Origin of the sequence: Listeria fleischmannii subsp. fleischmannii LU2006-1, from assembly GCF_000344175.1 — a bacterium.
Lineage (GTDB): Bacteria > Bacillota > Bacilli > Lactobacillales > Listeriaceae > Listeria > Listeria fleischmannii.
On sequence record NZ_ALWW01000014.1, the window covers coordinates 20835 to 38982 of the forward strand.

Annotated in this window: 15 protein-coding genes and 4 pseudogenes; all 19 read left to right on the forward strand. The window is 37.3% G+C overall.

The genetic code is table 11. From position 1 onward, the window contains the following. Positions 1–18: 18 nt before the first annotated feature. Positions 19–834 carry a lipoate--protein ligase family protein gene (locus LFLEISCH_RS05855; RefSeq protein ID WP_007474133.1) on the forward strand — a complete coding sequence of 272 codons (816 nt, stop codon included), beginning with the start codon at positions 19–21 and terminating at the stop codon, positions 832–834. Positions 835–838: 4 nt separating this feature from the next. Next, positions 839–1762 (forward strand): lipoyl synthase, encoded by a 924-nt coding sequence (lipA, locus tag LFLEISCH_RS05860; RefSeq protein ID WP_373852513.1) that lies wholly within the window; start codon positions 839–841, stop codon positions 1760–1762. A 101-nt stretch (positions 1763–1863) separates the two neighbouring features. Continuing rightward, positions 1864–2763 carry a tyrosine-protein phosphatase gene (locus LFLEISCH_RS05865; RefSeq protein ID WP_007474138.1) on the forward strand — a complete coding sequence of 300 codons (900 nt, stop codon included), beginning with the start codon at positions 1864–1866 and terminating at the stop codon, positions 2761–2763. A gap of 157 nt (positions 2764–2920) precedes the next feature. Further along, positions 2921–4353, forward strand: a pseudogene (locus LFLEISCH_RS05870) (6-phospho-beta-glucosidase). A 236-nt stretch (positions 4354–4589) separates the two neighbouring features. Then, positions 4590–6498 (forward strand): annotated as a pseudogene (locus LFLEISCH_RS05875) (beta-glucoside-specific PTS transporter subunit IIABC). A gap of 42 nt (positions 6499–6540) precedes the next feature. Further along, on the forward strand, positions 6541–7332 hold the full coding sequence (locus LFLEISCH_RS05880; protein WP_007474146.1) for a histidine phosphatase family protein: 792 nt from the start codon (positions 6541–6543) through the stop codon (positions 7330–7332). Positions 7333–7416: 84 nt separating this feature from the next. After that, positions 7417–8259 (forward strand): LD-carboxypeptidase, encoded by an 843-nt coding sequence (locus LFLEISCH_RS05885; protein WP_007474147.1) that lies wholly within the window; start codon positions 7417–7419, stop codon positions 8257–8259. Positions 8260–8486: 227 nt separating this feature from the next. Beyond that, the gene (locus LFLEISCH_RS05890; protein ID WP_007474148.1) at positions 8487–8825 is read left to right on the forward strand and encodes a DUF4064 domain-containing protein; all 339 of its coding nucleotides are present in this window, start codon (positions 8487–8489) and stop codon (positions 8823–8825) included. A gap of 306 nt (positions 8826–9131) precedes the next feature. Further along, positions 9132–9792, forward strand: a pseudogene (locus LFLEISCH_RS05895) (DedA family protein). A 101-nt stretch (positions 9793–9893) separates the two neighbouring features. Next, positions 9894–11105 (forward strand): arginine deiminase, encoded by a 1212-nt coding sequence (gene arcA / locus LFLEISCH_RS05900; RefSeq protein WP_007474149.1) that lies wholly within the window; start codon positions 9894–9896, stop codon positions 11103–11105. Between the two features lie 176 nt (positions 11106–11281). Beyond that, positions 11282–11575: a 30S ribosomal protein S6 gene (gene rpsF, locus LFLEISCH_RS05905; protein ID WP_007474150.1), complete on the forward strand. Its 294-nt coding sequence runs from the start codon at positions 11282–11284 to the stop codon at positions 11573–11575. Positions 11576–11630: 55 nt separating this feature from the next. Continuing rightward, positions 11631–12158, forward strand: coding sequence for a single-stranded DNA-binding protein (ssb, locus tag LFLEISCH_RS05910; RefSeq protein ID WP_007474151.1), 528 nt, complete (start codon positions 11631–11633; stop codon positions 12156–12158). Positions 12159–12210: 52 nt separating this feature from the next. Next, entirely contained in the window at positions 12211–12450 is a 240-nt protein-coding gene (rpsR, locus tag LFLEISCH_RS05915) for a 30S ribosomal protein S18 (RefSeq protein WP_007474152.1), read from the forward strand. Positions 12451–12695: 245 nt separating this feature from the next. Then, on the forward strand, positions 12696–13310 hold the full coding sequence (locus LFLEISCH_RS05920; RefSeq protein ID WP_007474153.1) for an accessory gene regulator B family protein: 615 nt from the start codon (positions 12696–12698) through the stop codon (positions 13308–13310). After that, positions 13294–13470, forward strand: a complete 177-nt coding sequence (locus LFLEISCH_RS05925) for an AgrD family cyclic lactone autoinducer peptide (RefSeq protein WP_007474154.1) — start codon at positions 13294–13296, stop codon at positions 13468–13470. The genes LFLEISCH_RS05920 and LFLEISCH_RS05925 overlap by 17 nt, the downstream gene beginning before the upstream one ends. Before the next feature lie 61 nt (positions 13471–13531). Beyond that, positions 13532–14839: a sensor histidine kinase gene (locus tag LFLEISCH_RS05930; protein WP_007474155.1), complete on the forward strand. Its 1308-nt coding sequence runs from the start codon at positions 13532–13534 to the stop codon at positions 14837–14839. Positions 14840–14854: 15 nt separating this feature from the next. Further along, positions 14855–15583: a LytR/AlgR family response regulator transcription factor gene (locus tag LFLEISCH_RS05935; RefSeq protein WP_007474156.1), complete on the forward strand. Its 729-nt coding sequence runs from the start codon at positions 14855–14857 to the stop codon at positions 15581–15583. A gap of 128 nt (positions 15584–15711) precedes the next feature. Further along, positions 15712–17686: pseudogene (locus LFLEISCH_RS05940) on the forward strand (DHH family phosphoesterase). 1 nt (position 17687) lies between these two features. Then, positions 17688–18134, forward strand: coding sequence for a 50S ribosomal protein L9 (gene rplI / locus LFLEISCH_RS05945; protein WP_007474159.1), 447 nt, complete (start codon positions 17688–17690; stop codon positions 18132–18134). The last annotated feature ends 14 nt before the right edge of the window (positions 18135–18148 follow it).

Sequence of the window (18148 nt, forward strand, 5' to 3'; positions counted from 1 at the left end):
GAAATAAAGGAGAAAAAAATGAAGGAAGAATGGCTGCTAATAGAAAATGGGGCATTGACACCAGCAATTAATATGGCTATTGATGAAAAACTGACGGATTGGCATAGAGAAAAAAAGCTGCCGCCAATACTTCGATTTTATGAGTGGGCACCAGCAGGGCTTTCAGTCGGGTATTTTCAACGTACGGACGGAAAAATTAATAAAGAGAACGTAAAAAAACACGGTTTTGAGATGGTGAGACGCCAAACTGGGGGTCAAGCCGTTTTACATGACCATGAACTTACATACAGTTTTGTTATTGATGAAAAACACCCGAGCATACCAAAAACAATTTTATCAGCACATAAAACGATTTCCGAAGCCTTACTAATGGGGCTAAATGAATTAAATGTAGCCGCAGACTTTGCAGAGCCGATTAAAAAACATTCACAAGGTACCGCGATTTGTTTTGAAGAGCCCTCTTGGTATGAAATTACTTGGCAGCAAAAAAAGCTAATTGGAAGTGCCCAAGCTAGATTGCAGGGCGTTTTATTACAACATGGTTCAATTCCGTTAACACAAAACGAAGATGTATTATTTGATCTTTTTATTTTTGCAAATGAAAAAATACGAGAGCGAATGAAACGCGCTTTTTCGAAAAAAGCAGTCGGCCTTTATGAAGCGCTTCAGGAAGAAATTGATATTAAAACCGTACGGCGCGCATTTCAAAAAGGATTTGAAGCTAAATTCAATATTAGCTTGAAAAACTACACTTTTTCCAAAAAAGAGTGGGAAGAAATTGAAAAATTGGCGAAACAAAAGTATGAAAACGCTGACTATGTATTGATGCGCTAAGTGAATGGGGGAATTTATTTTGGAAGAAAAAAACAAGCATGTACCGAAACCAGACTGGCTTAAAATCAAGATTTCGAGTAGTGAAAATTTCAAAGCTGTCAAAAATAATTTGCGCGAAAACAGGTTACACACAGTTTGTGAGGAGGCGAGATGTCCCAATCTTCAAGAATGTTTTGGGGAAAGGAGGACGGCGACTTTTATGATTTTAGGCGATATTTGTACGCGGGCCTGCCGTTTTTGTGCCGTCACAACCGGGAAACCGACACATCTTGATTTAGGTGAACCAAAACGCGTGGCAGATTCTGTTTCCTATATGAAACTGCGTCATGTTGTCGTCACAGCTGTAGCACGCGATGATTTGCAAGACGGCGGTTCTGAAGTATTTGCTAATACAATTCGCGCTATTCGCTACAAAAATCCGGGTACAACCGTTGAAGTGCTACCTTCTGATATGAAAGGGGATTATAATAGCCTAAAAACGCTTTTAGATGCAGAACCAGACATTTTTAATCATAATATTGAAACAGTACGACGACTCACTCCAAGTGTCCGCCACCGAGCAACATATGACCGCTCATTAGAACTTTTAAAACGTGTACGTGAAATGGCTCCTGATATGCCCACAAAATCCAGCATTATGGTTGGATTAGGTGAAACGAAAGAAGAAATTTTAGAAACAATGGACGATTTACTTGATCATGGAGTTGAAATTTTAACAATCGGCCAATATTTACAACCGTCCAAAAAACATTTTCCAGTTGACTGCTACTATCATCCAAAAGAGTTTAGAGAACTAAAACGAATTGCACGTAAAAAAGGATTTATCCACTGTGAAGCAGGCCCTATGGTCAGATCCAGTTATCATGCAGATGAACAAGTAAATGAAGCCGCAAAAATGCGCCGTCAAGAAGCCGAACGCACAAACTAGGCGCAACACAATATTTATATTCGTTAACACGAACTTTACCCCTCCTTTATCAAAGCCTAAAAAAAGCACTTTATAATAGGCATCAGGAGGGGATTTTACATATGAAAAAATGGATGAAAGTGACAGGTATTTCAGTAGTTTCAGCGAGTTTACTGCTCGCAGGATGTCAGGCGGAGGAAAATGCAAAAGCGGATAGTAAAAATGCAATTTTGGAGGAAAAAGTAGTACCCGGCAAGCAAATTGCACTAGAAGGCGCTATTAATGTGCGCGACCTCGGAGGATACAAAACGGAGGACGGAAAAACCATAAAACCACATCGTCTAATTCGTTCTGCGGAACTTTATACGATTACCGGTAATGACATTGCTAAGCTCAAAAAAACGTATCAGTTAAAACAAATTGTTGATTTTAGAACAGATAGCGAAGTGGATAAAAAGCCTGATCCGCCCATTCAAAATGTGAAAAACACCCATGATTCAGTTATGAAAGATAACGGCGCATCAACAAGTACAGAAGATTTAATAAAAAGTTTGAGCAAAATGGATAACCCAGAAAGTTTTCTAATAGAAGCCAATAAAAGTTTTGTAACCGATGAAAATTCGCGAAAAGCGTATAAAAAATTCTTTGATATTTTGTTAGAAAACAAAGAAGGTGCTGTCTTGTGGCATTGTACCGCCGGAAAGGACCGGGCCGGATTTGGCACCGCACTCGTTTTATCTGCCCTTGGTGTCCCTAAAGACAAGGTTACGGAGGACTATTTACTCTCCAACAAATATCGGGCGGACGAAAATGAAAAAGCCGTTCAGGCCGTCCTCGCAGAAACCAAAAACCAGCAAGCTGCTGACGGAATGAAGGCCGTCATGGAAGTCCGTGAAAGCTACTTAAACGCTGCGTTTGATGAAATTGACAAAAAATACGGCTCACTAGACGCGTTTTTAAAAGATGGTTTAGGCTTAACTAAATCGGATATTAATAAACTCAAAAGTATGTATCTGGTGTAATATTTTAAGCCGCCGCTAGCGGCTTTTTTTTTTGTTTAGGCGCTCTACGGCCATGTATTTCAAACTAATTCAAATTATTTTTATAAAAAAGCTTGCTCTGTAATGCATTACATATTTTATAGTGGAGATGCAAATGAATTTTGAGAGGAGCTTCAACATGACAAATTTTAAATTTCCAGACAATTTTTATGGGGCGGGGCAGTTGCTGCAAACCAATGTGAAGGCGCTTACTTAGAGGATGGGAAAGGATTATCGCTTGTCGATTTGCTTCCTTCTGTTGAAGAAGGTCGTTGGGATGCACTTGTTGATCCGCAAAAAACAATGGCTACTAAGTATAATTATTATCCAAGCCATGAGTCTATTGATTTTTATCATCGTTATAAAGAAGATATTAAGCTATTTGCAGAAATGGGCTTTAAATGTTTCCGACTTTCGATTAGTTGGCCACGTATTTTCCCGAATGGGGATGAAACGGTGCCAAATGAAAAAGGATTAGAATTTTACGATAAAGTTTTTGCGGAGTGTCACAAATACGGAATTGAGCCCGTTGTTACGATTAACCATTTTGATACACCAGTAGGTCTTATGAAAGACTATAATGGCTGGGCAAACCGCAAAACGATTGATTTTTATTTAAATTTCTGTGAAACCATTTTTAAACGTTATAAAGATCAAGTGAAATATTGGATGACATTCAATGAAATCAATATGATTTTACACATTCCAATGTTTGGTGGTGGCATGGACATTACAAATGCTGAAAATCCTGAAGAAATGAAATATCAAGCGATTCATCACCAACTTGTAGCTTCTGCTATGGCAACAAAATTGGGTCACGAAATTAATCCGGAAAACATGATTGGCTGTATGCTTGCGGCAGGTACGACTTATCCGAACACACCAAATCCAAACGATATTTGGAAAGCGATGGAAGCTGACCGTGAAGGCTATTTCTTTGTTGACGTGCAGGCACGTGGCTATTATCCAAGCTATAGCAAGCGATTATTTAAAGAAAAAAATATTCAGTTGAAAATGGAGGATGGCGACTTGGAAGTTATGCGCGACCATACAGTTGACTATGTGGCGTTTAGTTACTACTCTTCCCGCCTAACAAGTGCCGATCCGGAAGTGAATAAAGAAACGGAAGGTAATGTGTTTGCGACACTTAAAAATCCGTATTTAAAAGCAAGTGAGTGGGGTTGGCAAATTGATCCGCTTGGACTTCGTATCACAATGAATGCCATTTATGACCGCTACCAAAAACCGCTCTTTATCGTAGAAAACGGTCTAGGGGCTGTTGATAAAGTAGAGGCAGATGGTTCGATTAATGATGATTACCGAATCGATTATTTACGCGAGCATGTGCGCGAAATGGGTGAAGCGATGGAAGACGGTGTAGAATTGCTTGGTTACACGCCTTGGGGTTGTATCGACTTAGTGAGCGCAGGTTCTGGGGAAATGAAAAAACGCTACGGCTTCATTTACGTGGACCGAGACAATGAAGGCAAAGGAACTTTAAATCGTTCCAAGAAAAAATCTTTTGATTGGTATAAAAAAGTTATAGAAACAAATGGCACTGACTTAGCATAACGCTGATTTGACAGGTCTTAACGCAATTTATTAAGACCTGTCAAAAAAATTTTAAAAAGATATTGCAAACGCTTTCTAGATATGATATATTTAACTCATCACAAAGGATTGTTACCAATTCATTGGGCAAAACCTAAGCTGATTTGAAGGATACGTGCAATTTATGCATTAAATCCTCAAATGAGTTTAGGTTTTTCTTTTGCCCAAAACAATTTTAAGAAAGAAGGGGTTCGGCTATGAAATACGAACAGTTAGCCAAAGATATTCTCGAAAATGTCGGAGGTACAGAAAATATTAATAGTGTGTTCCATTGTATCACACGTCTAAGGTTTAAATTGAAAGATGAGAAAATTGCCAATACTGACAAAATTAAGTCATTAGATGGCGTTGTTTCTGTAATTCAAAGTGGTGGACAGTACCAAGTTGTTATCGGAAACAATGTACCAGATGTTTATAAAGCAGTGCTTGAAGTTGGCGGAATTAATCCAGAAGGTTCGAGTGATGCTGATTCAGGTAGCGGCGGAAATATCTTCAACCGCTTTATCGATATGATTTCAGGTGTATTTACGCCTGTATTAGGAGTATTAGCTGCAACAGGTATGATTAAAGGTTTTGCAGCAGCCTTTCTAGCATTTGGATGGCTAACTGCAGAATCTGGAACCTATCAGATTTTATATGCCATTGGTGATTGTCTATTCTACTTCTTCCCAATCTTCCTAGGATATACAGCGAGCAAGAAATTTGGCGGAAATATATTTATCGGTATGGCCATTGGGGCAGCTCTAGTTTATCCAACTTTAGCAGGTATTTTAACAGGAAAACCAGAGTACGTTTTATTTGCGGGAACGATTTTTGAATCTCCCATTCACGTAACTTTCTTAGGCATACCAGTTATTTTAATGAGTTATTCTTCATCCGTTATTCCAATCATTATTGCTACATGGTTTGCTTCTAAAGTAGAAAAACTAGCACGTAAGGTAATTCCAGATGTTATTAAAACGTTTATCGTTCCATTTGTGACACTACTAATTGTTGTACCTCTTACATTTATGGTGATTGGACCAATTGCTACATGGGCAGGTCAATTACTAGGTGCAGGTACCATTTGGGTTTATGATTTAAGTCCAGTTATAGCCGGTTTAATTCTTGGTGGTTTCTGGCAAGTATTTGTTATCTTCGGTCTTCACTGGGGACTTATTCCAATTGCGATTAATAACTTAACGCAACTACACTATGATCCAATTTTAGCGATGTCATTTGGTGCATCTTTTGCTCAAATTGGTGCGGTATTAGCGGTTATGCTTAAAACGAAAAATCAAAAACTTAAGTCATTAAGTGTTCCGGCATTTATTTCAGGAATTTTCGGTGTAACTGAGCCAGCAATTTACGGGGTTACATTACCACTTAAAAAACCTTTCATCATGAGCTGTATTGGTGGAGCTGTTGCAGGCGGAATCATTGGATTCTCAGAAGTTAAATCGTATATTATGGGCGGACTTGGCATTTTCGGATTCCCGAATTTTATTAAACCAGGCTCTCCTGTCGATAGTACGATGTGGGCAGTTGTTATTGCCGTAATTGTTGCTTTTATCTTAGGATTTATTTTAACTTATGTGATTGGTTTTAAAGATCCAGCAAATGCAGAAGCAAAAACAGAAGATGTTTCACGTGAAAACAGAAACACTTATTGAACGTGAAGTTTTATCTAGCCCTATAGAAGGCGATGTTATTACTCTTGCAGAAGTTAAAGACGAAGCATTTTCATCAGGCGCTCTAGGAAAAGGGGCGGCGGTTGTTCCTGTAGACGGTAAGTTATACGCTCCAGCAAATGGGACCATCACAACAATGTTCCCAACTGGTCATGCGGTTGGAATCACTACAGATGATGGCGCCGAAATTTTAATTCACGTTGGTATGGATACCGTACAACTAAATGGTAAGCACTTTACAACACATGTGAAGCAAGGTGACCGCGTTACAAAAGGACAACTCTTAACCGAATTCGATATTGCTGAAATTGTAGCAGCTGGTTATGATATTACAACACCTGTTATTATTACAAATTCAGATAAGTATTTGGATATTCTGGTTATTGATGATAAAACAGTCAAAGTTGGTGAACGTCTAATTACTCTTGTTATCTAAGCCCATCTTTTTACCAAAAAACAAAAAGGGAGCAATGTGGATATGAAAAAACACATTTGGAAACTGCTGGTTGTTGTTTTAGGTATACTGTTACTCGCTGGATGTGGAATGAATGATAGTACTTCTACGAAAGAAAAGGCAGATGGTCCGGTTACGATTTATGTTACCCGTCACGGAAAAACAATGTTTAACACTGTGCACCGCGCACAAGGTTGGTCAGATACTCCGCTCACAAAGAAAGGCGTAGATGTAGCTCAGGATTTAGGTGATGGTCTTACAGATGTTGATTTTAAAGCAGCGTATTCAAGTGACTCTGGTAGAGCAAGAGAAACAGCAAGAATTGTTCTTGATTCAAAAGGACAGAAGAAGCTAAATGCAGCAGAGAGTACCCAATTGCGAGAAGTTTGTTTTGGAAGTTATGAAGGTGATTTAGATGAAAATATGTGGGGAGATGTTGCAAAAAATCTAGGCTATCCCTCTCAAGAAGCGATGATGAAAGATTTTGCAACAGGAAAAGTCACATTAGAGATGTGCCTAGCAGAAATTGTAAAATTAGATCAGTCTGGTAGCGCGGAAAATTATGATACGGTCAAAAAACGAATGCAAGATAAACTTAAAAGTATTGCAAAAGAAAATGCAAAAAATGGCGGAGGAAATGTTTTAATTGTCAGCCACGGCATGTCAATTGGTGCCATGATTTCGGATATGACAGATGAATATAAAGGCCAGCAACTTGAAAACGCAAGCGTGACTAAAATCATATATGAGAATGGCAAATTTACAGTGGATTCCATTGGTGATATGAGTTATGTAGAAGCAGGTCAGAAAAAATAGTTAAAATTTGAAAGTGAAAACGTACAATTAAACGTGCGTTTTCATTTTTTTTTCGCTAAAATAGCTCGTATAGGAGGCGTTTCGATGATTTTAGATTATGGAAGTAAGATAGGTGTGATTGCTTGTTCAAACGGACGCCAGGCGAGTAGGATGGCGGAATATAAGGCGCTTTATAAAAAATTAGAAGACAAGTATGGCATCAGTGTCGTGGAAGCCAAAACAATTTATGCTTCGGGAAACTCTATTTTTAGCGGAACACCAAATGAAAGGGCGCATGAATTACATAATTTATATGGAAATAAGGATATTCAGGCGATATTTGATATTTCAGGTGGGGACGTCGCGAATCAAATTTTGCCTTTTTTAGATTTTGAATGGATAAGAAAGCATGAAAAGCCGTTTATCGGCTATAGTGATTTAACGACAATTTTAAATAGTATTTATACCTTAACGGATATGCCAGGCGTGTTGTTTCATTTAGGTAGCGATAGCTTAGTCGAATTTGAACGATATTTTATTAAAGGGGAGAAAGTGGTGTTAAAAGGCGATTTTATGTCCCTTGATAACAGTCTTAGTGGCATATTGATTGGGGGGAATATTCGTTGTTTCTTAAAGCTTGCGGGAACTCCATATATGCCCGATTTTCATCATAAAATCCTTTTGTTGGAAGCGCAAAGTGGGGATGTTTCGAAAATTGCAACGTTTATTGCGCAATATGAGCAGTTAGGAGCTTTTTCTAGGTGTAAAGGTCTTATTTTAGGACAGTTTACGGAAGCAGAAGAAAAAGGCATCCGTCCGCAAATTGACACCCTTTTTAAGGAAATTGGAGAAAAATATCAACTACCCATTTTTAAAACAAATCAAATTGGGCATGCGCCTCATTCGATAGCGGTGCCTATTGGTCGGGAAATTTCTATAAAAAACTAATCGATTTTTCATGATTCTTTGATTTGCTTTTCATTTGCGAGCTGTATCATAGGTTTTGTAAACAAGGCGGCAATTACTTTTCCCCTTTTTTGTGATTGTTCGTCAAACTCCTTTTTTAACCAGTATAATTATACTGGTTTTTTTTTGTGAAAAAATGAAGGCGTTTTATTGCACACAACTTGTTAAGGTGGTAACATTAAGAAAAAGCATAAAAGGAGAGTTACGTGATGAAAGTAGAAGGATTACTTGGTTTTTTAGGGGCGGCGCTCGGTATCGCTTTTAGTTTAATGGTACTGACAATTCCAGGGATTTCACAAGCGCTTGAAGAAGAATCCGTTGCATTTTATATTTTGACTAGTGGAGCGCTCATTTTATCTGCTATTGGTCTTGTGGGATCATTTGTTGTTTCACATAAACCGCGTATGGGCGGAGTTATGATGGTTGCAGCTGCAATTGGCGGCACAATGTCAGTTTCGATGATGTTTTTAGTCCCAATCATGCTTCTAGCGCTTGGTGGATTAATTGCTTTAGTGAATTACGAAGAAGCAGAAACTGAAAAAGCATAAAACTAAAAATATACGACAAAAAAGAGCGTCTTGTGCCTGAAGACGCTCTTTTAATTATGAGAAATTTTTAAATACAGTTGTCCAGTTTCCGCTGGTACAACAATAAGATAACATATTTTTCAAAAGAAGTCTGTGGATATTTTTTGACGATTTTATGAAAAAATTCACATTTTTAATTTATCACTTTAGCGGATTTTGTGAACCATTTGTTAAAGTTTTGTTAAATCAATCGAAAGTAGGATAAAATCATGTAAAAGCTATGATACAATGAATTGACTATTTTAGACAAAAGGAAGTGAATGCTTGGTGGATTTTATTTCATGGTTATTTGATTTTATCCTTCATATTGATCAACATTTGGTTGAGATTATCAACACATTTGGAATTTGGACATATATTATTTTGTTTTTAAATTGTATTTATTGAAACAGGATTAGTCGTCTTTCCGTTTTTACCGGGAGACTCTCTCTTATTTGCTGGCGGGGCACTAGCCGTTTTAGATGGCTCTGTGTTAAAAATTGTTCCACTTATTATCGTATTATGGATTGCTGCCGTTCTTGGAGACACGGTCAATTACCATATCGGTAAAAAAATAGGGACGAGCATCCCAGAAGATAGTTGGTTCGGAAAAATCATTAACCGAGAAAAAATGGAAAAAGCCGAAGCGTTTTTTAATAAACATGGTGGTAAAACCATTTTCATCGCTCGTTTTATGCCGTTTATCCGGACATTCGCGCCATTTGTAGCAGGTGCGAGTCGGATGAATTATCGTTATTTTTTAAACTATAATGTGTTAGGCGCAACTGTTTGGGTACTTCTATGTACGCTAGCGGGTTATTTCTTTGGAAATATACCAATCGTAAAAGATAACTTCTCTATAGTTGTTCTAGGTATTATTTTTGTATCTGTAATTCCAATGTTTGTTTCATTTTTTCAAGCAAAATTCAGAAAAAAGAAAGAGAATTAATAAAAGTCGAAATGTCCTTTGTGCATTTCGACTTTTATTTTTTAGCCCAATGTTCATCTTTTTAAGAAGAGGGTAAAAATGGTAAGAAGGATGTGATACTAATGAAACTAGAAATAAATTCGGAAATTGGTAAATTAAATCAAGTGGTTGTGAAACGACCTGGGCAGGAATTAGAAAATTTAACGCCTCAATTTTTACAAGAATTTTTGTTTGATGATATTCCTTTTTTACCGGCTATTCAAAAAGAACACGATTATTTTGTAAATGTTCTTTTAAAAAATGGCGCGGAAGTTTTTTATTTAGAAGATTTAGTTCAAGAGGCCATCAGGTCGGAGGATGTTCGTGCGGCTTTTATTCAAGATGTAGTGAAAGAGGCAGGGCAGTTTGGCGAAGAAGCTGACTATATCACTTCTTATTTAGAAACATTTGATTTAGAGACGCTAGTTCAAAAAGTCATGACTGGGGTTCGAAAAACAGATTTGCCAAAAAGACGCATAAAACGCTTAGATGAGATGCTTGAACATCGAAGCCCTTTTTATTTGGCGCCTCTTCCAAACCTTTACTTCACTCGTGATCCAGCAGCAGTCATAGGGCGCGGTTTGGTCATCAATCATATGTTTCAACCAGCCAGAAAACGTGAATCCTTTTTCATGAAATTTATTGCAACCCATCACCCCGACTTTTTAGAAAAAACCGCCCCTATTTGGTTTGACCGTAATAGTCCATATACGCTTGAGGGCGGCGATATAATCATCCTTTCAGAAAAAATTCTTGCTATCGGGATATCGGAGCGAACGGACCCACGAGCGATTCAATTTCTAGCGACAAACTTATTTCAGACGAACCCAACTATCGAAAAAATAATAGCTATTGAGCTTCCTAAAAGCCGTTCATTTATGCATCTAGATACAGTTTTTACAATGGTTTCAAAAAACCAATTTATTATCCATCCGAGCGTTATCTCGAGCGATTTAAACTTCTTTACTATGGAATGGGAAAAATCTAGTAATGAAGTTAAAATTACGGCTGAAAATGATATAAAAGCCGCTTTAAAAAAAGCGCTACAAGTTCCCGAAGTCGATTTAATCCCTTGCGGCGGCAATGATTTTATTAATGCTGACCGTGAACAATGGAATGATGGTGCAAATACTCTTGCAATAAAACCGGGGGAAGTCGTTACATATAACCGAAACCAAGTCTCCAATGAACTTTTGAAACAACATGGTATAAAAGTGCATGAAATTATTAGTTCCGAGCTATCACGTGGTCGCGGAGGTCCAAGATGTATGACGATGCCACTTTGGCGGAGCTAAAAAATGATTTTGTATAAATTTATTGATGAGCGTTTCTCACTATGATATAATACTATATTGTGAGTAATTATAAATTATTCCTTGCTCGTTTCTATTTGATAGATAATAATTTTATCAGTTAGAGGCAGGATATGTATCTTGCTAGAGCCGCTAAGACCACAAGGAGGTGTAAAAAGATGGCTAGAAAATACGAAATTAACTACATCATTCGTCCGAACATTGAAGAAGATGAAAAGAAAGCGTTAGTTGAACGTTTTGATGGAATCTTAACAAGCAATGGTGCGGAGATCATCGAATCAAAAGAATGGGGTAAACGTCGCTTGGCTTATGAAATCCAAGACTTCCGTGATGGATTTTACCACATCGTTAAAATTTCTACTGAAAACGCTGATTCTATCAACGAATTTGATCGTTTAGTAAAAATTTCTGATGATATCATTCGTCATATTATCGTTAAAGAAGAAGAATAAAATTAACTCAAGGGGATTGCCCTTGATTGACTAAATGAGAGGAGGCTTATTCTAGATGATGAACCGTGTCATTTTAGTAGGTCGTTTGACTAAAGATCCTGAACTTCGCTATACTCCTGCTGGTGTTGCTGTTGCGACATTTACATTAGCTGTAAATCGGACATTCACTAACCAACAAGGAGAACGTGAAGCAGACTTCATTAATTGTGTTGTTTGGCGTAAACCCGCTGAAAACGTAGCAAATTTCCTTAAAAAAGGAAGTCTTGCTGGTGTTGATGGTCGAGTTCAAACACGTAATTATGAAGGCCAAGATGGAAAGCGTGTGTATGTAACTGAAGTCGTTGCTGAAAGTGTCCAATTCCTAGAGCCACGTAATGCAAATAGTGGTGGTGGAAATGGCTACCAAAGTAATAACGGTGGCGGTTATAACAACAATAATAACAGCTATAATCAAGAACCTGCTGGCGGTGGTTATAATCAGAATCAGCAATCTCAATCTCAAGGTTATCAGCAAACAAATAATGATCCTTTTGCTAGTGACGGAAAACCAATCGACATTTCAGATGACGATTTGCCGTTCTAAACGGATTATGTTGCTTAACCAAAATTCCATGTAGAGAATAGGAGGAGAAATTATGGCTGGAGGACGCAGAGGCGGACGTCGTCGTAAAAAAGTATGTTATTTTACAGCTAACGGCATTACGCACATCGACTATAAAGATGTAGAGTTACTTAAAAAATTCATCTCTGAACGTGGTAAAATTTTACCTCGTCGTGTAACTGGTACAAGCGCTAAATATCAACGTAAATTAACTGTTGCTATTAAACGTGCTCGTCAAATGGCATTATTACCATTTGTTGCAGATGAAAAATAAAATTTAAATTTGATGCCCCTTTTTAGGGGTATTTTGTATGTTTTTTTTAAGAAGAATTTTCAGTAAAATCATTTTGAAAGACCTAATGACAAATACTAAACTCCTGTTTTAATTTTAAGTAAAGTATACAAAAATGATGAAAAAAAGCACGATTTTGGTTGTTTAGGACTAAAAACCGACATTTCAGGGTATTTTTCGTTTTAGATGGTTATTTCGAGGTAAAATAGTAGGTGGAGGTGAAATAATTGAGTAGTACGGTAGAACGAATTACGTTTACAGAAAAATTAGCAGACAGATTAATTTCAAGAGAACGTTACGCGGAAGATGAAGAAACGTACTTGAAAGTAAAGTATGGTGTAGAAGTTATTTTAATCAATGTAATTAAAATTTCGCTTGTCTATATCCTTGCTTTATTAATTGGAGTATTTTGGGAAACACTCATTACGCATTTAGCTTTTGTAGCTTTGAGAAGGTATTCATTTGGCCTGCACGCCGTAAAAAGCTTGAACTGTACAATTACAAGTCTACTAATGTTTGTTTTAGGTCCATTTTTATTCCAATCAATTCCATCTACTAATTGGATTGTCGTAATTGTATTTGCTTTAGTTCTATTCAATATGTTTCGTTATGCTCCATCTGACACCGAAAGTCTGCCTCTTATTGGTTTGGAAGAAAGAAATATCTTAAAGAAAAAAGCGATGGTATGCACGATAGTATTGTTTTTAATAACATTACTTGTACCTTCTGCGGAGATGAAAACACTAATCATGTTGGGGTCAGTCTATCAAGTCATTTCGATTCATCCATTAATGTATAAACTATTAAACAGGAGGTACAGGAATTATGAAAGCTATGAGTAAAAAAATGAGCAACTTTATCGGACGTAAACTAGAGGACCAAGGATTGAAAATTGCAAATACTTCTATGAACAAGTCTTGCTTTGGCGTAACTTATGAGCCAAAAAATCCGATGTTAAAAACATTAGAAAAAAAAATAAAAAATTTAGTTGCGTTGTTATAGTATTCCAATAAAAAAATATGATAAAATTGGTGTGAAAGTAAAACAACTTTGGGGGCTAGTCATGAATCCACAAATCATATTATTTGTTGCTATATTAATTCAAAATATAGGATTTTTTATTGTAATACAAATATTAACAGGACGACTACTAAAATGGAAAGAGGGACTAATCACCTTAGCCTGTGCTATAGCGGTTATCCCTCTTTTTCCAATGATACATTACTGGTTGAACTTGTTAACTATTGGTATCTTCACTTTAGCATTGCTGTATAAGAAGCAATCCGTATTTTTTGCAGTGACGATTCCATCAATTACATTTATTATATCGATTATGTGCGACTATATATTAAATCCATTATTGTGGTCTGTTTTTAAAATCCGAGTTGGAGAAATTTCAAGTGATTTAAGCCAAGCAGTATTTTATGCTATATCAATGATGGTCTTTGCTTGTTTATTAGCTATCATTTTGAAAAAAGCAATTGATAAATGGAGTGTCTACACATACTTAAATCAGAAAAAATATGGTTTTATGATTCTTGCCGTTGTGATTCTCACGCTATTAATCTATCATTTGAATATATTTTTCAGTGCTGCGGATGGTTTTGTTCAAGAGATTGTGAGATTAAATACAATTATTTTTGTTGTTTACTTTATTGCTCTAATTGGTATTTTATATGTGGTTTTACAATCAGCTATACAAGAAATCAAAATGAAAACACAAGAAGAGCAATTTGAACAGTTACAAGAATATACGACAACATTAGAAACTTTACATAAAGAAATGCGCGTTTTCCGTCATGATTATATTAACATTCTTTCCAGTATGGCTGGTTATATGGAAAAAGATGATATGGAAGGTCTGAAAGAATTCTTTTCGGATAATATTGTTCCGATAAATCAAACGATGACATCCAATAATCATAAAATATCATTACTCCAAAATATTCATATTATGGAATTAAAAGGACTAATAGCAATTAAATTGATTCGGGCGCAAGAGCTTAAAATCAATGCTATGGTCGAAGTTGTGGAAGAGATAGATGAAATTAATATGCCAAGTATTGATTTGTGTAAAATAGTTGGTATTTTATTAGATAATGCAGTTGAAGCCGCTTCGGAAAGTAAAGATCCTTTTATTCGGTTAGCGGTCGTGAAACGGGAAGACTCGATATTAATTGTCTTTGCGAATAGTGTACCGGAGAATATGCCACCCATTTATAAGGTCTTTGAAGAAGGATTTTCTACTAAAGGAGATGGTCGTGGTTTAGGTCTTGCAAGTTTACGAGAAACGATTCAAAAATATCCGAATGTGACACTCGCGACGAAATTGATGGATAGAGAATTTATTCAAGAGTTGGAAATTATGTAAGAAATGAGGATGGACATGTTACCAATTTTTATATGCGAAGATAATAGAATACAACGGGAACGTTTAAAGAAATATGTAGAAGATTTTATTATGTTAGAGCATTTTGATATGGAAATTGTATTTTCTTCTGGGAATCCGTATGAAGTGTTGGAAGAAATTGAAAAATCAGCTGGAATGGGTCTTTATTTTTTAGATATTGATTTACAGCAGCCAGATTTAAATGGTTTTGAGTTAGCGAAGAAAATTAGAGAAAAAGATTCGCGCGGCTTCATTATTTTCATAACGACGCATGCAGAACTAACTTATCTAACGTTTACTTATAAGGTAGAGGCGCTAGATTATATTATTAAAGATAATTTAAATGAAGTTCAAGAACGTGTTCATGATTGTTTACGTAGTGTACAACAACGTATGCTAGACGAACGGGATCCAGATAAGTATTTTACGTTTAGATTAAATGATAAGAAAGTAATTCATGAAAAACAAGATGATATTTTATTTTTTGAAACCTCAACGAAAAGTCATAAAGTTGTTTTACATGGTAAAAATCGTCAAATTGAGTTTTATGCAAAAATGAGAGATGTTGAGAAAATATTAGACGAGCCATTTTATCGTTGTCACCGTTCCTTTTTAGTGAATAAAAACAATATTAATGTGGTTGACAGGGCTACGGGCGAGCTTACCATGACAAACGGTGAGATTTGTATGGCATCTAGTAAATTAATACGAGGTATGAAACTTTAGATTCGAATCCGCACGAAAGTCGGGTTCGTTTTTTTTAGATTTGAAAGTCTGTGCGATAAAAGGTAAAATATAGAGTGGACGACTATATTTTATAGGGATTATCATTTTAAAATAGGAGCTGAATGGAAATGCAAGGCTTTTTTGAGAAAAGAATGCTTAAATATCCATTATATGGCTTAATTGCAGCGACGATAATTTTATGCGTCATTACTTTTTTTTTATGAGTGGTGGCTGTCTGTTATTATTTTTGTTGCAGGTGTTGCACTGATTACGGCGATGTTTTATTTTGAGCATCGTTTAAATCAAGATGTGCAGGAATATGTTTCTAATTTAACGTATCGTATAAAGCGCAGCGAAGAAGACGCACTAGTTGAGATGCCGATGGGAATTATGCTGTATGATGAAGATTATAAGATTCAGTGGTTAAATCCATTTATGGCGAAGTATTTTGATAATCACAAGCTAATTGGAGAACCGCTAGATGAAGTTGGACCAGAATTTTTGGCTGTTATTAAAGGTGAGGAAAAAGAGGGCGTACAGTCCATTAAATGGCGTGATTACCGCTTTGATACCATTATTAAACGGGAAGAGCGGATTTTATATCTGTATGATCGCACGGAATATTATGAGTTACATGAAAAATATAAGGCGGAGAAATCTGTTTTTGCGATTATTTTTCTTGATAATTATGATGAGTGGGCGCAGGGGATGGATGATAGACGCAGAAGTGCGCTAAATAATTTGGTGACCTCTATGCTGACCAATTGGGCGCGTGAACATCGGATTTACCTGAAGAGGATTAGCTCAGACCGGTTTATGGCGTTTCTAAATGAGGCCATGTTAGAACAGTTGGAAGAGGAAAAGTTTTCCTTGTTAGATCGCATTCGCGAGCGTACGTCTAAACAAAACATTCCTTTAACCCTAAGTATAGGGATTGGTTATAACGAAGATGATTTGATTAGTCTCGCAGATCTTGCGCAGTCAGGGCTTGATCTTGCGCTTGGGCGCGGTGGGGATCAGGTTGTTATTAAGCAGCCAGAAGGTCAAGTTCGTTTTTACGGGGGAAAAACCAACCCGATGGAAAAGCGGACGCGTGTGCGTGCCAGAGTTATCTCTCAGGCGCTTCAAGAGCTCATTACACAAAGCGACCAAGTTTTTGTTATGGGGCACCGCTATCCGGATATGGATGTTATTGGCTCTAGCCTAGGTGTGATGCGGATTGCCGAAATGAATGATCGAAATGCGTATGTTGTCGTCGAACCAGGTAAAATGAGTCCGGACGTGGAGCGTTTGATGACCGAAATAGAAGAGTATCCTAATGTAATTAAGAACATTGTGACCCCACAAGTAGCAAACGAAAATATTACGAATAAAAGTTTACTCGTTGTCGTGGATACACATAAGCCTTCCATGGTGATGAACCGGGAGCTTTTAGAATCGGCGTCGCATGTTGTCGTAATTGACCATCATCGCCGTTCAGAGGAATTTGTTGAAAATCCGGTGCTCGTTTATATTGAACCGTATGCTTCTTCTACAGCGGAACTTGTGACGGAACTGTTTGAATATCAACCTGATTTGGAGCAAGTGGGTAAAATTGAAGCCACTGCTTTGCTTTCTGGAATTGTGGTGGATACGAAGAATTTTACTTTACGTACCGGCTCACGCACGTTTGATGCGGCAAGCTATTTACGGTCGCTAGGGGCAGACACTGTTCTTGTTCAAAATTTCCTGAAAGAAGATATAGCTACCTTTACTCAGCGAAGTAAACTTGTTGAATCGCTTGAGATTTACCATGATGGTATGGCGATTGCTAAGGGGCATGAGGACGAGGTTTTTGGTACAGTGATTGCGGCACAGGCAGCGGATACGATGTTGTCGATGGAAGGCGTTCAGGCGTCGTTTGTGATTACGCTTCGCCCGGACAAGATGATTGGCATTAGTGCCCGGTCGCTAGGTGAAATTAATGTGCAGGTAATTATGGAGAAGCTAGGCGGAGGCGGTCACTTGTCTAATGCGGCGACGCAACTTAAAGGCATGACGATTGCTGAGGCGGAAAAAGATTTACTAGACGCGATTGACGCGTATTGGAAGGGAGAAACATAATATGAAAGTCATTTTTCTAAAAGATGTAAAAGGTACTGGTAAAAAAGGTGAAGTGAAAGACGTGGCGGATGGCTACGCGAAAAACTTTTTAATTAAAAACGGGCATGCTGTTGAAGCCAATTCGAAAAATATGAGCGCTCTGCGCGGGCAAGAAAAACGTGCGGAAAAAGATGCGCAAGAAGAACTGGCTGAAGCGAAAGCGTTAAAAGAAAAATTGGAAGACTTGACGGTTACGCTTAAGGCGAAATCAGGCGAAGGCGGTCGTTTGTTTGGTTCGATTACGACGAAACAAATTGCACAGGCGCTTCAAAAGGATTTTGGGATTAAAATTGATAAGCGGAAAATGGAATTACCAGATGCCATTCGTTCGCTTGGGTATACTAATGTTCCCATTAAGCTACATCATGAGGTTAGCGCGACTATGAAAGTGCACGTGACAGAAGAGTAAGCGTTAAGATAATT

What these genes read in the sequence shown, in the direction of transcription:
- LFLEISCH_RS05880 (WP_007474146.1), top strand. Translation starts at nt 6,541, where the DNA reads ATGAAAAAACACATTTGGAAACTGCTGGTTGTTGTTTTAGGTATACTG.
- LFLEISCH_RS05935 (WP_007474156.1), top strand. Translation starts at nt 14,855, where the DNA reads ATGTTACCAATTTTTATATGCGAAGATAATAGAATACAACGGGAACGT.
- LFLEISCH_RS05885 (WP_007474147.1), top strand. Translation starts at nt 7,417, where the DNA reads ATGATTTTAGATTATGGAAGTAAGATAGGTGTGATTGCTTGTTCAAAC.
- LFLEISCH_RS05890 (WP_007474148.1), top strand. Translation starts at nt 8,487, where the DNA reads ATGAAAGTAGAAGGATTACTTGGTTTTTTAGGGGCGGCGCTCGGTATC.
- rplI (WP_007474159.1), top strand. Translation starts at nt 17,688, where the DNA reads ATGAAAGTCATTTTTCTAAAAGATGTAAAAGGTACTGGTAAAAAAGGT.
- LFLEISCH_RS05855 (WP_007474133.1), top strand. Translation starts at nt 19, where the DNA reads ATGAAGGAAGAATGGCTGCTAATAGAAAATGGGGCATTGACACCAGCA.
- LFLEISCH_RS05930 (WP_007474155.1), top strand. Translation starts at nt 13,532, where the DNA reads ATGAATCCACAAATCATATTATTTGTTGCTATATTAATTCAAAATATA.
- ssb (WP_007474151.1), top strand. Translation starts at nt 11,631, where the DNA reads ATGATGAACCGTGTCATTTTAGTAGGTCGTTTGACTAAAGATCCTGAA.
- lipA (WP_373852513.1), top strand. Translation starts at nt 839, where the DNA reads ATGGGGGAATTTATTTTGGAAGAAAAAAACAAGCATGTACCGAAACCA.
- rpsR (WP_007474152.1), top strand. Translation starts at nt 12,211, where the DNA reads ATGGCTGGAGGACGCAGAGGCGGACGTCGTCGTAAAAAAGTATGTTAT.
- rpsF (WP_007474150.1), top strand. Translation starts at nt 11,282, where the DNA reads ATGGCTAGAAAATACGAAATTAACTACATCATTCGTCCGAACATTGAA.
- LFLEISCH_RS05865 (WP_007474138.1), top strand. Translation starts at nt 1,864, where the DNA reads ATGAAAAAATGGATGAAAGTGACAGGTATTTCAGTAGTTTCAGCGAGT.
- arcA (WP_007474149.1), top strand. Translation starts at nt 9,894, where the DNA reads ATGAAACTAGAAATAAATTCGGAAATTGGTAAATTAAATCAAGTGGTT.
- LFLEISCH_RS05925 (WP_007474154.1), top strand. Translation starts at nt 13,294, where the DNA reads ATGAAAGCTATGAGTAAAAAAATGAGCAACTTTATCGGACGTAAACTA.